Genomic DNA, 12,555 nt, shown 5'->3' on the forward strand with positions numbered 1-12,555 from the left:
TCGAAGCCGCCGGATCAGCTACACTTACTATCGCATCTTGATTAAATCCCCGTGTCCACTTTCCGGGGTTCGGGCCCTCAACCAGATTCGAAGTGCACTTGTCGGCTGCTATCCGCAATTCGAGCAGGCCATTCGCGGCCAGATAATCCACCGTAAATGGGTCCTTCATCTGCTTGCCCGCTACGGCGGGCCAACGAAAATCAAACGCCTCGGTAAGACAAAAGCTGTAGCTTTCGCTCGCCGCCATAAAGCGCGTAATCCCGAGCCAGTTATCGATGCGATATTCGCTGCCATTGCTGAGCAAACAGTATCCATTGCCGGTGCACACTATGCAGAAATGGGCGTGGCAATGTCAGCAAAAGACGCACTTGCCAAGCTTGATCACCGCAAGGACATCGACAAGGAAGTCATCGACCTCATCGACGACATTCCCCACACACAAATCCTGCTATCCATGCCAGGAATCGGCCCGAAAACAGCAGCACAAATCCTCATGACTGTCGGGGATATGTCTGACTTTCCAACACCTGGACATTTGGCCTCATATGCTGGGCTGTCGCCCCGGACAAACCAGTCAGGCACTTCAATAATGTCGAATTCGCTGAATAGAGCCGGCAACAAAAAATTAAAGAACGCCCTATGGCAATCATCTTTTGCATCCATCAGATTCCACGAGCGTTCACGGCAATTCTATGAGCGAAAGCGAAATGAAGGCAAGCGTCACAACGCTGCGGTCGTAGCACTCGCCCGCAGACGAATCAACGTCCTCTACGCCATGATGCGCAACCACGAGTATTACCGCGATCCCGCCCCAGCAAAGGAAGCCGCAGCAGCCTAACCCCTAACGACGAAACAAGCCGACTGGGAAAAATCCCAGTCGGCTACAAGTCGCGCGCAAAAACAACACACCTAAAAAATCCCGAGTTGAGGATCCGCCCCCGTCCACCCCACCCGCGAGATTGACAAACTACATAGGAACACCCCCCGACCCAGCCCTTAGAAATAAGGGTAGGGCGGGGGCGCCCTTCCCAAGCGCTCCCGCCCGGAGGGGCGCGCAGGTGGCCTTCTGGTCACGCCGTCCAGTCGAAAAATAAGCCGAATGAGCGAAAGCGAATTCGATAGAAGCCCGCCGCAGGCGCGGCCACTCCTGGAGGCGCTAAGGAGCTTTGAGAGGGAGCCAGAGGGGCGCTGATCCAGCAACCAACTGGGTGAGCAAGAAGCGGTGAATCTGGCCCAGGCCCGATTAACACTAAGAGTGCCAATAGTGTCTTGCCGCTAGCGCCAGAAGACGAGCAGATCGAGAAGCTCGGCCCAACCGTGGATCGTGTCCATGGGGTTGGCAAGGATCGCGCCGACGGCAGCGCCTAGCGCGAGCGAGAGCAGCTCAGAAAGTCGCTTAAGACTAGTGTGGGGGCGTGGGGTTCTTTTCATGGATTCCTCCTTGCACGTCCCGTATTTCGGGCGTGCGGAAAAGGAATACCGCAACCGGTGCGTTGTCCGGCTCCAGATGCTCGGTCTGGGCTGCCGCCCGAGCCGGACGGCTCGGTTGCCCCGGTACAGTCCTCGCGTGCTCAATCGCGCAGAAGCTCTGGCCCTCCACATGGGTACCGCTGCCGTGTCTTTAATCGCTTAGACGGGCACACAGCGCGCCGCGTGGAGTGACTAAACCGCCCCGCAGGCCTGACAGGCGCGGTCGGGCGGAATGTGTCCAAATATGTTGCTGACCTACCCGCCAGGGCCGTCAGTCTTTCGGCGGGGTGCCGCCGGTCTTTCGGGCCGGTAAATCCGGCCCGAGTCCACGCCGCGAAGCGGCTTGGGAGACACACACTATATGCACTCTTAGTGACATCGGGTGACCAGGCATTTTAGTGACTGGCAGGTTTTATCGCACGTGCGATAAAGTGGGGGCATGGCGACCCAAAAAGAAGTCTGCGAAAGGTGCGGGAAACCGATCCCGCACCGGTCGGATCCGCGTGGGCGGCAGGCCCGGTTTTGCTCGGGTGCATGCCGTGCTGCTGCGTCGCGTGAGCGTCGTAGGCGACAGCACCAAGAGGAGCTGGCGCAGGCGCATGAGCAAGCCACGCTGAAGCTGCGTACCCCCAGAGAGGAGGTAGCTGACGCGGCTCGTGTCGTTAGAGAGATGACTCGTGATCTCCGGGCGGGGCGCGAGTTTTACGTCAGTGATGAGCACCAGGAGTTAGTGCTTGCGGTGCGTGAGTTTGCCGAGCTTATGGATAAAAATGCGCGTCGTTCTGCTGCCCCTGCTGGCTTGAATCGTGCCGCCCGGAGGGCAAAGAAAAAGCGGCGACATTAAGCGATTGCCTAATTCTCTGCCGAGTTTCCATAGTTGAATAAGTCGGCAGTTAACACACCTTATTTTCCGTAAACTGCCGACTATGGAAGAGAAAAACCTATCGTCATTAGTGTTCGGAAACGTCGTCCTTGAATCTCAGTTTTTGGGGACAACTCCTCGAATATATGCCGCTGACATGCGGTCTTATTCTTTACGCCCCAGTCCTTATGTCACTCTCTCTGCCCCCTTAAATGATTTAAGAGGGCAGCTTCAACCTGACCATGCTGAGGCTATCGCTAAGAAAATCTTTGACTCCGTGGCTGAAGAGCTGAACGAAAACTACCCAGGTGGTTGTGAGCGTGCAGAGGAGGAACTAAAAGCCTGGCTTATGCAGAGTAATTAGTGCACATTGCATGGAAGATGGACTTCTTTGGAGATACCAATGTCATGATGCCTTCCTGCAAAAATCTCTCCATCAATTCGATAATCATGCCCTGAAGTAGTTGGGTCACAGATCGCTTCTCCACGAACAAATCCGTAGCCACCCTCAGGAAGATTCTTAGAGGTTTCATCTACTGTCTCATAAGCAAATCCGAGATGTTCTTCTTGAAGCCTGATCTTTGCTTTTAAAGGAAGAAACCCAGTTCCAGTACACCGGACATGCAATCCATAAGAGAGAATTCCTCCGGCTTCTACCTGGGGATTCGCAAATGTTCCAGTGCATACACCTGCATTCAAAGAGCGAGTTGATATTCCATCATTCGATGTTTCCTCATCAAGCGTAAAAGTAAAGCTATCTCCAGGCTTCACCTCAGCCCGAGGTGATGCGCCTTCTGATATCTCAGTCGAAGTAGCAGATGCTAGCGGGCAAGAGAGGGCGAGGGCAGAAAGAACAGTTGCAACGACAGTACAAGTTGACCTGGTTTTAATTCTCATAAAAGTGATTATGTGGGTGGATAAAGAAGTCTGCAACACTTTGAAATAGAAATCCGACTAACGAATCTGGAGAATTAGCGCCCCTTTTTTCTGTTCGCGCTCGAGCTTGCGGCGTTGTTGTCGGGTCAGCGGTTGCGGAGTGGGGGTTTCGGCTGCGGCGACAGGTGGCAGAAAGCGGGGCAAGGTGTGAGCGCCTGAGCGATTTAAGCGCCTTGCCCAACCCAAGCCCCCCGCACCGCGTCTTCAATCGCTTAGAAAGCCACACAGCGCGCCGTAGGCGACAGCACCAAGAGGAGCTGGCGCAGGCGCATGAGCAAGCCACGCTGAAGCTGCGTACCCCCAGAGAGGAGGTAGCTGACGCGGCTCGTGTCGTTAGAGAGATGACTCGTGATCTCCGGGCGGGGCGCGAGTTTTACGTCAGTGATGAGCACCAGGAGTTAGTGCTTGCGGTGCGTGAGTTTGCCGAGCTTATGGATAAAAATGCGCGTCGTTCTGCTGCCCCTGCTGGCTTGAATCGTGCCGCCCGGAGGGCAAAGAAAAAGCGCCGGCGCTAATGCCGGCGCTCGATTTTTGAGAAAAAGTTTTTAATTTTTCCCGCAAAAACCCCTGACAAACGAAAAGACCCCAACACCGAAGTGTTAGGGTCTTTTCTAGCTATATTCTTCAATATGGAGCGTACCACGTAGACGCCCGTGACTGCGAGTGGGACAAGCAGCGCGCCGGAATCGTGTCCGGAGAAATGAAATAACCCCCCGCCTAACCCGCGGGTTAAACGGAAAATGTGTTGTTTCCGGTGTGCAGCCTCGATAAATGGGCTTTAAGGGGTAACGTTCGCTTCGGCTTGTGCTACTAGGCCATCAAGCATGAGGTCTATGAGGCGTGGGGTAAGCGCGTCTGGAGTAAACGAGGTCTTGGGCTCTATCGGGATGGGGCGGGTGACTATCCCGAGTCCTATGTGAAAATCCAGCGCATTAAGGTTTTCTGGACACAGGTGTGCCTTTTTGGCGGCGTCCAGCAGCTTGTCGTAGGTGCTGATTAATTCCTCGGCGCGCCTTTCAATGATGCGGTCCTTTTGTTTCCTCGTCTCCGGATCGCGCATGGCATCTTCATAAATTGCTTGGGCGAGGGTTGCTAGCTGCAAAGATCCTATGGAATGGACGGTGGTGCGCCACGCGGTGCGTGCATCGCTGGCAAATTCCGCACTGTGGGCATCGATGATTGTGGCGATATCGGCCGTTGCCTGCGCGCTTACCGCGTCGAGGAGCTCGATGCGCTCGGGGAAGTGTCGAGTGGCCGTGGCTACGCCCACTGAAGCAGCCTTTGCAATGGTCCGCATGGAAATTCCAGGCCCCTCACTGGTGAGTAGTTGCCTGGTTGCGGTGACTATTGCCGCACGATTATTGGCTGCATCTTGTCTCATGGTTGACATCTTAACAAATGGAACACTATGTTCTATTTAAGTAACTGAAATACAGTGTTCCAGATAAGGGGATTGTCATGAGTTCTACTGCGACTCGCAGGCGGCAAAACACGACCGTAAAAATCGTTGCCGCCGTGATTGGGGTACCAGTCATTATCGGGCTAATGCTATTTGCGTTCCTTGCTCCCAACTTTTCTTCCGGACCGCAAGGCGTGCCCATTGCTGTGGCTGGGCCCGAGCAGATGGTCAAGCACATGACCGATAAAGCAGGCGAGGGCGGACCCGATTTAAGGGTTTATGAATCCGATGCCGATGTGCGCGATGCGATTGAAAACCGAGACGTCGTAGGCGGTCTGGTTATCACCCCATCGGGAGCACAAACCTATACCGCTTCTGGCAACGGTGCTGCCTACACAGAGATGGTGAACCAATTGGGTAAGTCATTCGAGGCGCAAGGCATGGAGGTTGCTACCGAAGACCTTGCACCGACATCGGAAGAAGACCCGCAAGCTAATGGCATTGGGCTGCTAGGGCTGCCTTTGGCCTTTGGCGGCATCGTTTCCGCAGTCATCGCCACCTTTGTTTTCCGCCGCCGAAAGTGGGTCAAGTTTGTAGTACTCGTTGGCATAGCAGCAGGGGGATCGCTCGTTGCCACGTGGATGCTGCACACCGTGTACGGCACGTTAATTGGCAAATTCGGTATGGAATGGTTGGCCATCGCCCTGGGTATTCTTTCCACCTCATTGCTGACGGCAGGTTTAGCTGCGGTGATCGGTACTGCAGGTGTAGGAATTGGTGCGGTGCTCACCATTTTCCTAGGTAATCCACTTTCGGGCTTGGCCACCGGACCTTGGTTGCTTCCTGATGGCTGGGCTACCTTGGGGCAGTGGATGCCCATTGGTGCAACGGGGTACCTCGTGCGTTCCTTGTCTTATTTTGATGGCCAAGGCGCAGGACACGCGTGGTGGGTATTCGCGGCCTGGATCGCCGTAGGCTTCGCATTACTCATGTGGGACCGGTCTGCCAGCGCTACAGAATCGAGTGCGAGCCAGGTGAGCGCGGAAAGCTAGTAGCGCTCGCGGCGGCGCTTTTTCAGCTTGGCGTAGTGGTCCGGCTTGGAATCGCCGTAGCGGGAGCGGTTGCGCAGCTCGGTGGCGAGAGGTGCCGGATCGGTGTTGGCATCGGCAGCGGCAATGGCAGTGGTATCGGCAGCGGTGCCAGGCTCTCCGTTGGAGGCGGGGGCATCGGCAAGCGATTCCGCGTCCGCGTCGAGGGTCTGCATGGCGGCTTCTTCTTCGCGCAGGCGGCGGCGCTCGCGGATTTCGGACCAGATAAAATAGCCCAACCCCAGCGGGGCCATGATACCAAAGGCGATCCACTGGTAGCCATAAGAAAGGTGGTTGCCGCGGTCGAGTTGCGGAATGGGCATTGCGTTGAGCACGCCCGGCTGGTCCTCGGAGAGCTGGATGTAGTCTTGGCCTAAGTCGGCACCGATAAGCGAGCCCACTTGCTCGGTGTGGATGGAGTAGACCTGCTGGTAGCCCTCCTGCGTGATGGGGGCGGTCTGGTGCTCGGCCTCATTCGAGCGCACCATGCCGGTAATGGTTATCTCTTCGGAGGGGGCGGGCGGAATATCCGGCACCGCATTGCCCTCCTCGGCGCTGACCCAACCGCGGTTAATCAGCATGGTCAGGCCCGCATCGGTGCGGAAAGGAACCAAGGACTGATAGGACGGGCCGGAGCCGGCGGGGCGCAGGCGAAGCAGCACCTCATCCTCGGGCAGGTAGTGACCTTTCAGCGTGGTGCGGGACCATTCATCGCCGGAAATGGCGCCGTCAGCGTCCACGACCTGGTCAATCGGCTGCGGATCGGCCTCATAGGCGTGGGTGATGTTGTCATTGCGCTCCACAATGTCATCGTCCTTTCCCAATTGCCATGGGGCAAGGACACTAAAGGCCAAGTAAGAAAATGCCACCACGAAAAGCAGCATGAGCACCCAGCCAGGCTTGAGGAACGTCTTTAGCATGCCCCCAAGTCTAGTCGCGGTTCTCGCGAATCCAATCCAGCAGGCCGGGGACCGCGGCTTCGATATTCTTGCGCGCGGTTTCGAAGTCTTCTTCGGTGCCGTAGTAGGGGTCGGCGACCTCTGCGCCTTCCGGGGAATTGGGATCGAAGCTGCGCATCAGACGGACCTTGGCAGGATCGATACCTAGATCGATGAGCGAATCATAGTGTCCGGAATCCATCGCGATGAATAGGTCAGCGTCCATGTGTTCCTCGCCCAATTTGGATGCGCGGTGGGATGCCCCATCGTGTCCGGCGCGGCGCAGCTCCGCCACGGCCCGCTCATCGGCGCCTTGCCCCACGTGCCAACCACCGAGCCCGCAGGAATCCACCGTGGCTAGGAGATCGAGCATGTCATCTTCCATTTCATCGCGCACGATGATTTCAGCCATGGGCGACCGGCAAATATTGCCGGTGCACACAAAGACGAGGTAGAGACCCGAGTGAGAAGAAGATTCAGTCATGCGAAAACCCTTTGCGCAGATAGTACTGTAGTGCGGGAGACAGGATATAGCACTAGCGTAATTTACAAGAATCGAGCATAAAGGAGTATCCCCATGTCTGCTGTGCGAGTGGGCGATGTGCGCCGGGTTTTGGACAAGGCTTACCCGCCCCATTTGGCCGAAAAGTGGGATGCCGTAGGCCTTATTTGCGGCGACCCCGCAGACGAGGTGCGTACCGTCGCCTTTGCTTTAGATTGCACCCAAGAGGTAGCGGACCGCGCGGTTGAGCTTGGCGCGGATATGTTGGTAGTCCACCACCCGCTGCTACTGCGCGGCGTGGAATCCGTGGCGGCCGATACGCCTAAGGGCAAGGTTGTTCATACCCTGATTAAAAATGGCGTGGCGCTTTTTGCCGCCCACACCAACGCCGATAAGGCCCGGCCCGGGGTCAACGATAAGCTCGCGGAGCTCGTTGGCATTACCCCAGGTCGGCCGATTGTGCCAGAGGCCCCAAACGCCATTGATAAGTGGGGCGTGCATATCCCTACTGGCAGCGTGGAGCAGGTAAAGCAGGCGCTTTTCAGTGTCGGCGCGGGCCACATCGGCGCCTACTCCCACTGCTGCTTCGATATCGCGGGTGCAGGCCAATTCCAGCCGGAGGAGGGCGCGGATCCGGTAGAAGGGAGCATCGGCAAGCTGCACCGCGGCGACGAGGTACGGGTGGAATTCGTGGCTCCCGCCTCGTTGCGGTCCACGTTGATTGCGACGCTGCACGAGGCGCACCCGTATGAGGTGCCTGCCTATGACATTGTGGAAACGGCCGGAAGCGGCGATTTTGATACCGCACTGGGTCTGGGGCGCGTAGGCGAGCTGCCGCGCGAGATGACCCTGCGGGAGTTTACGCAACAGGTGGCCAACGCCCTGCCCGAAACCGCGTGGGGCATCCGGGCCGCGGGCGACCCAGAGCAAAAGGTGCGCACAGTGGCGGTATCGTCCGGCGCTGGGGATTCCTTCCTGGGGGCTGCGGCGAAGCTGGGCGTCGATGTGTATGTCACCTCCGATTTGCGCCACCACCCGGTGGACGAGCATCTGCGCGCCGGGGGACCAGCCGTCATCGATACGGCCCACTGGGCCAGCGAGTTTCCCTGGACGGCGCAAGCAAGCGATATCGTAGAAGCAGCATTAGAACTAGATACGGAAATTATTAGCCTGCGAACTGATCCGTGGACTATCTCCGCGCACCCAAAGGAGTCATAAGTGAAACTATCGCAAGAACTACAACCGGTACTGCTGGAATTGGCCAACCTGGAACGCTCGCAAGGCATCGGTGGGGATAAGGAACTGCCAGAAAAGGTTGAGTACGACAAGGCGCAGCAGGAACACAAGCGCTTGCTCGATGCCTCCGGTTCCGCGCAGATGGCAGTCGATGACATGGAAAATGAAATCTTGCGCATCCAGGCCGATGAGCGCAAGCTGCGTAGGCGCGAACGCGATGACAAGGGCCAGCTCGGCGCCGAATTGGATACCGAAAAGCGCAAGGACATCGAGCACGATCTCTACGCCACCAAGTCCCGCATCGCGGATCTGATGAGTGAGCTGCAAGAAGCCCACAACGAGATCCACGCACTGCGTTCCAACTTAGACGTGCACGGTGCGCGCGTCTCGGATTCCGAGCGAAAGCTGGAAATGCTGCGCCGCGCCGCAGACGCCGCCCAAGAGGCTGCGGATAACCAGCCCGATCCCGCCGTGCGCATCGCGGATTTGCGCGAACAGCTACCCTCCGATGTCTTGGAGGAATACGACGCGCAGCGGCAAGAAAACGGCGTTGGCGCCGCACAATTTAAGGCCAACCGGGCCTGCGGCGGCTGCTTCATCGTCTTGCCGCCCGCCGATAAAAACGCCGTGCGCAATGCGCCTGCCGATGAGCTGCCACAGTGCAGCGACTGCGGTTCCTACCTGGTGCGCCTGGCATCATGAAGGTCATTATCTACGCCGATGGCGGCTCGCGCGGCAATCCCGGAGTAGCCGGTTCAGGCACCGTCGTTTATGCCGCGGATGGCACGACCGCCCTGCGCGAAATCGTCTATGTGGTCGGTACCAAGGCCACCAATAATGTGGCCGAATACCACGGCTTATTGCGCGGTCTCGAGGCCGCCTCCGAGCTAGGTGCCAGCGAGGTGGAGTTCTATATGGACTCCAAGCTCGTCGTGGAACAGATCAACGGGCGCTGGAAAATCAAGCACCCGGATATGCAAAAGCTGGCCCTTGAGGCCCGCACGCATATCGACGGGTTTTCTTCCTTCAGCCTGGAGTGGGTCCCGCGCGCAAAAAACAAGGTGGCGGATGCGCTATCCAATGATGCGATGGACGCGGCTGCGGCGGGGCATAAGGTGGGCATCGTCAAGAGCGAAACCGATGAGTCTGCCGCCGAGTCTTCGTCCGATGCCGCGCCGGGTGACGGAACGCCTGCCGAGGACAACCAGGAGTGGGATACCTCCGCGCCGCACCCTTCTGACTGGCTGGGCGAGCGCGGCGATAAGACCCGCTTTATCCTGCTGCGTCATGGGCAAACCGAAATGTCTGCCGCCAAGCAATACTCAGGGCGCGCAAATCCGGAGCTTACTGAACTGGGCAAAAAGCAGGCGCTCGCCGCCGCGCAGGCCCTTGCCGGTACCACCATCGACGCCATCGTTTGCTCGCCGCTGAAGCGCTGCCAAGAAACTGCGGCCGCCGTCGCGCATGGCCGCGATATCGACGTGGTGACCGAAGAAGGCCTGAGCGAAGTCGACTTTGGCGAGTGGGAAGGAAAGACCGCGGCCGAAGCACACCAGCGCGACCCAGAGATACACGAGCAATGGCTGCACGATGCCGCCACACCGTGCCCCGGTGGGGAATCGCTGCAGGGCGTCAACCGTCGCGTGCGCGCAGCCCGCAAGGAACTGCAGCGGCGCTATAGCGGCAAAACGGTGCTGATTGTCAGCCACGTCAACCCCATAAAATCCTTCCTTTGCCAGGCCCTGAACGCGGGCCCGGCCACCTTCCAATACCTGTTTTTGGATCTGGCGGCGCTATCGGAAGTCGAGTTCTGGGACGGTGGCTCTATGGTGCATGGATTCAACGATGTGGGACACCTGGAGGGGCTGCGCTAGACTAAGGAGCGCGAATGAGCCGGCCGGGCGATCGCGTCGCCGCAAACGGGCAGCGTTGGTGCTGCTACGTGGGCGCCGAGGAAAGTCCGGACTCCACAGAGCACGGTGGTTGCTAACGGCAACCCGGGGTGACCCGCGGGCAAGTGCAACAGAAAGTAGACCGCCTTGTGCCTTCACTTGCGTTTCGACCCAAGTAGGGGCCCACAAGGTAAGGGTGAAACGGTGCGTTAAGAGCGCACCAGCACCGTCAGTGATGGCGGTGGCTGGGTAAACCCCACCGGGAGCAAGGCATCACGGCCCTGCCACGTTGCAGGGCCCGATCAGGCGTTTTAAGGCTGCTCGCCCGAGCCTGAAGGTAGCTGCTGGAACCAACTGGCAACGGTTGGTCTAGATGGATGTTCGCCGCGCGGCATCCCCACATGTTGGGGCGCCGCGGTTAGACAGAATCCGGCTTATAGGCCGGCTCATTCGCCCTTAATCTTCTACCCTGGCTGGCTCGCCAGCGGCCAGTTTCACCAGCAGGAAACCATCCTCTGCCAGATCCGCCGCGAAATTTTCCGCGCGGTTGCTGGGGACATAAGCAATAACGGCGCTAGAAAGTCCCGCGTGCGCCGAGCGCGCGGCCACCGCGCCGCGGACCGTGACCAGCTCCGCCAACTTTTCTGCGGAATCGAAGCCATAAATATTGGTCAGCGAAGCCTGCGATTGCAAGACAATGGGGAAAAGCTCGTTGCGGCGGTGCGAGCGCAGGTAGCGCACAAAGTGCTCCACACGGGTGGTCTCTTCCTCATAAAATGCCATCCACTCGGTGGCCGCATTGATGCTGGGCCGGCCCTCTTCGCCGTAGACCTTGTGTACCGCCTTGAGCCACTCCACTACGCGCTGCTGCGCATCGGGCAATAAGCGCAGCGACTCCGTGCCGAAGGAATGGCAGGCATCATCAATAAACTGCTGGCGCTGGCGGATGTCACTAATTGCCTGCGCTTGCTCTTGCGAATTGTCCTCGGGCACCGCCACGGCAAAGGCCACCACATCCTGGCCCACCACATGGGGCGCGTGGGTGACCGAGCCATCGGCATAGTCGATGATGCACACGCCGTCACCACTGCTGCGCAGCGCGGCCGTGTGGCGCGCGCGAAGGGCGGGCTTATGAGCAAAGGTGGTCACCGCTTGGGTGCAGACATCCGCAACGCGCACGCGCAAAGGTGCGTCGAGGTTTTCGGCTGGACCCATTAAGGCAAGCGCAACGGCAACATCCGCCGCCGATGCAGCGCCTAAGCCGATATCGGCAGGGATATCGCTCACAATAGTGATATCCGCCCCAGCCGTTTCCCGGGAGAGCAACTGGCGGTTCACCATGGTGTGCACGATGCCGCCGATGCGCGCAGCCAGCCCACCCTCTGGTGCAGGAGGAATGACCGGTTGGCCTTCTGAGTCCGTCGTGGGTTGTTGCGCCGCGGCGAGCGCAGCCACCTCCTGGAGGCCAATAGAATCGTGCGCAGGCTCCCCACAAGCCGGCACGTAGTGGACGGAAACGATGCCATCCGTGCGCGAACTGACGGCCGCTGCTGCGCGGAGATCCGACAAGCTTGCGGCGACGATGCCTCCGTAATGATCGATATGCTCACCAATAAGTGGCCAGGTCGCGGGCGCGCTGGCGACATGGGTGGGCTCCGTTCCCACGATAGTGGCGTGTCGTTGTGCAACGCGCTCAGTAATAGGGGACTTAGGCGTCGACCACAGTGGCATGAAGGCACAAGCTCCTTTTCCAATTCGGCGGATAAAAATCACGTGGCTACGTGGCGCGGGCTAGCGCCATGGACAAAGTAGCCGATAAAGCGGCTCCCTTGCTCTGCTTAAGAGAGCAGGGAGAGGCATCAAAAGAAATACTGCCCTCATATTCTAGCGGGCACGTGTTTTCGTGCATGGGTAGTGTGGGCACCAACCACAAACAGGCGGCGCACACGTGCTGCCCAGAGTATATAGACGAAAGGGACTACCGTGGCGACTACAGCAGATGAGAAATGGTATTACGACCCCTCCACCAAGGAAGTCAGCAAGGGCAAAGTATCCGGCTGGGAAAACCGCATGGGCCCCTATGACACCCGCGAAGAGGCCGAGCACGCCATAGAAATCGCGCGCGCCCGCACCAAGGCAGCCGATGCCGCAGATAAAGAAGATGATGGCTGGGACTAGTTAATTTCCCAACCATCACCTGACAGTGACTAAAGCGGCCTAACGCGGCACATC

The 12,555-nt window shown here is 58.4% G+C and carries 15 protein-coding genes and 1 other RNA gene; 10 read left to right on the forward strand and 6 right to left on the reverse strand.

Going from position 1 to position 12,555, the window contains the following annotated elements:
* Window positions 1–838, forward strand: an 838-nt coding sequence (locus ABRP93_RS08410; RefSeq protein WP_349887640.1) for a transposase, incomplete at its 5' end; no start/stop codon positions are given.
* A gap of 437 nt (window positions 839–1,275) precedes the next feature.
* Here the strand turns inward: ABRP93_RS08410 and ABRP93_RS08415 are convergent.
* Window positions 1,276–1,431, reverse strand: coding sequence for a hypothetical protein (locus ABRP93_RS08415; protein ID WP_349868853.1), 156 nt, complete (start codon window positions 1,429–1,431; stop codon window positions 1,276–1,278).
* 709 nt (window positions 1,432–2,140) lie between these two features.
* On the opposite strand from ABRP93_RS08415, the gene ABRP93_RS08420 reads away from it, so the two are divergent.
* A complete protein-coding gene (locus ABRP93_RS08420; protein ID WP_349864323.1) occupies window positions 2,141–2,314 on the forward strand; it encodes a hypothetical protein in 174 nt (57 codons plus the stop codon).
* An 82-nt stretch (window positions 2,315–2,396) separates the two neighbouring features.
* Window positions 2,397–2,696 carry a hypothetical protein gene (locus ABRP93_RS08425; protein WP_008490165.1) on the forward strand — a complete coding sequence of 100 codons (300 nt, stop codon included), beginning with the start codon at window positions 2,397–2,399 and terminating at the stop codon, window positions 2,694–2,696.
* Here ABRP93_RS08425 and ABRP93_RS08430 read toward each other — a convergent pair.
* Complete coding sequence (locus tag ABRP93_RS08430) at window positions 2,693–3,229, reverse strand: hypothetical protein (protein WP_349887642.1); 537 nt, start codon at window positions 3,227–3,229, stop codon at window positions 2,693–2,695. The two genes, ABRP93_RS08425 and ABRP93_RS08430, sit on opposite strands and share 4 nt — an antisense overlap.
* 380 nt (window positions 3,230–3,609) lie before the next feature.
* On the opposite strand from ABRP93_RS08430, the gene ABRP93_RS08435 reads away from it, so the two are divergent.
* Window positions 3,610–3,783 (forward strand): hypothetical protein, encoded by a 174-nt coding sequence (locus ABRP93_RS08435; RefSeq protein ID WP_349864318.1) that lies wholly within the window; start codon window positions 3,610–3,612, stop codon window positions 3,781–3,783.
* A 263-nt stretch (window positions 3,784–4,046) separates the two neighbouring features.
* Here the strand turns inward: ABRP93_RS08435 and ABRP93_RS08440 are convergent, their stop codons facing one another.
* A complete protein-coding gene (locus tag ABRP93_RS08440; protein WP_502879655.1) occupies window positions 4,047–4,565 on the reverse strand; it encodes a TetR/AcrR family transcriptional regulator in 519 nt (172 codons plus the stop codon).
* Window positions 4,566–4,726: 161 nt separating this feature from the next.
* Between ABRP93_RS08440 and ABRP93_RS08445 the strand changes: the two genes are divergently transcribed.
* Window positions 4,727–5,719 (forward strand): ABC transporter permease, encoded by a 993-nt coding sequence (locus ABRP93_RS08445; protein ID WP_349887644.1) that lies wholly within the window; start codon window positions 4,727–4,729, stop codon window positions 5,717–5,719.
* On the opposite strand, the gene ABRP93_RS08450 is transcribed toward ABRP93_RS08445, so the two are convergent.
* Both ABRP93_RS08450 and ABRP93_RS08455 read right to left on the reverse strand, forming a co-directional pair.
* The gene (locus ABRP93_RS08450; RefSeq protein ID WP_349887646.1) at window positions 5,716–6,675 is read right to left on the reverse strand and encodes an SURF1 family cytochrome oxidase biogenesis protein; all 960 of its coding nucleotides are present in this window, start codon (window positions 6,673–6,675) and stop codon (window positions 5,716–5,718) included. The genes ABRP93_RS08445 and ABRP93_RS08450 overlap by 4 nt on opposite strands.
* A 10-nt stretch (window positions 6,676–6,685) precedes the next feature.
* Window positions 6,686–7,177 carry a low molecular weight protein-tyrosine-phosphatase gene (locus ABRP93_RS08455; RefSeq protein ID WP_023023210.1) on the reverse strand — a complete coding sequence of 164 codons (492 nt, stop codon included), beginning with the start codon at window positions 7,175–7,177 and terminating at the stop codon, window positions 6,686–6,688.
* Between the two features lie 93 nt (window positions 7,178–7,270).
* Between ABRP93_RS08455 and ABRP93_RS08460 the strand changes: the two genes are divergently transcribed.
* The 4 genes from ABRP93_RS08460 to rnpB all read left to right on the forward strand — a co-directional run bounded on the left by ABRP93_RS08460 (window position 7,271) and on the right by rnpB (window position 10,776).
* Window positions 7,271–8,413: a Nif3-like dinuclear metal center hexameric protein gene (locus ABRP93_RS08460; protein WP_349887648.1), complete on the forward strand. Its 1,143-nt coding sequence runs from the start codon at window positions 7,271–7,273 to the stop codon at window positions 8,411–8,413.
* Complete coding sequence (locus ABRP93_RS08465) at window positions 8,414–9,133, forward strand: zinc ribbon domain-containing protein (protein ID WP_284769458.1); 720 nt, start codon at window positions 8,414–8,416, stop codon at window positions 9,131–9,133. It abuts the gene before it with no gap.
* Entirely contained in the window at window positions 9,130–10,305 is a 1,176-nt protein-coding gene (locus ABRP93_RS08470) for a bifunctional RNase H/acid phosphatase (protein WP_349887649.1), read from the forward strand. Before ABRP93_RS08465 ends, ABRP93_RS08470 begins: the two co-directional genes overlap by 4 nt.
* A gap of 15 nt (window positions 10,306–10,320) precedes the next feature.
* Window positions 10,321–10,776, forward strand: an RNA gene (gene rnpB, locus ABRP93_RS08475) — RNase P RNA component class A.
* A 3-nt stretch (window positions 10,777–10,779) separates the two neighbouring features.
* On the opposite strand, the gene ABRP93_RS08480 is transcribed toward rnpB, so the two are convergent.
* The gene (locus ABRP93_RS08480) at window positions 10,780–12,054 is read right to left on the reverse strand and encodes a galactokinase family protein (protein WP_349887650.1); all 1,275 of its coding nucleotides are present in this window, start codon (window positions 12,052–12,054) and stop codon (window positions 10,780–10,782) included.
* A 252-nt stretch (window positions 12,055–12,306) separates the two neighbouring features.
* Between ABRP93_RS08480 and ABRP93_RS08485 the strand changes: the two genes are divergently transcribed.
* On the forward strand, window positions 12,307–12,501 hold the full coding sequence (locus ABRP93_RS08485; RefSeq protein WP_023023202.1) for a hypothetical protein: 195 nt from the start codon (window positions 12,307–12,309) through the stop codon (window positions 12,499–12,501).
* The last annotated feature ends 54 nt before the right edge of the window (window positions 12,502–12,555 follow it).

It is taken from the genome of Corynebacterium sp. KPL2850 (assembly GCF_040225855.1).
Taxonomy (GTDB): domain Bacteria; phylum Actinomycetota; class Actinomycetes; order Mycobacteriales; family Mycobacteriaceae; genus Corynebacterium.

Coding starts and splice junctions, on each gene's coding strand:
- ABRP93_RS08415 (WP_349868853.1), bottom strand. CDS start 1,431: ATGAAAAGAACCCCACGCCCCCACACTAGTCTTAAGCGACTTTCTGAG.
- ABRP93_RS08420 (WP_349864323.1), top strand. CDS start 2,141: ATGACTCGTGATCTCCGGGCGGGGCGCGAGTTTTACGTCAGTGATGAG.
- ABRP93_RS08425 (WP_008490165.1), top strand. CDS start 2,397: ATGGAAGAGAAAAACCTATCGTCATTAGTGTTCGGAAACGTCGTCCTT.
- ABRP93_RS08430 (WP_349887642.1), bottom strand. CDS start 3,229: ATGAGAATTAAAACCAGGTCAACTTGTACTGTCGTTGCAACTGTTCTT.
- ABRP93_RS08435 (WP_349864318.1), top strand. CDS start 3,610: ATGACTCGTGATCTCCGGGCGGGGCGCGAGTTTTACGTCAGTGATGAG.
- ABRP93_RS08440 (WP_502879655.1), bottom strand. CDS start 4,565: ATGCGGACCATTGCAAAGGCTGCTTCAGTGGGCGTAGCCACGGCCACT.
- ABRP93_RS08445 (WP_349887644.1), top strand. CDS start 4,727: ATGAGTTCTACTGCGACTCGCAGGCGGCAAAACACGACCGTAAAAATC.
- ABRP93_RS08450 (WP_349887646.1), bottom strand. CDS start 6,675: ATGCTAAAGACGTTCCTCAAGCCTGGCTGGGTGCTCATGCTGCTTTTC.
- ABRP93_RS08455 (WP_023023210.1), bottom strand. CDS start 7,177: ATGACTGAATCTTCTTCTCACTCGGGTCTCTACCTCGTCTTTGTGTGC.
- ABRP93_RS08460 (WP_349887648.1), top strand. CDS start 7,271: ATGTCTGCTGTGCGAGTGGGCGATGTGCGCCGGGTTTTGGACAAGGCT.
- ABRP93_RS08470 (WP_349887649.1), top strand. CDS start 9,130: ATGAAGGTCATTATCTACGCCGATGGCGGCTCGCGCGGCAATCCCGGA.
- ABRP93_RS08480 (WP_349887650.1), bottom strand. CDS start 12,054: ATGCCACTGTGGTCGACGCCTAAGTCCCCTATTACTGAGCGCGTTGCA.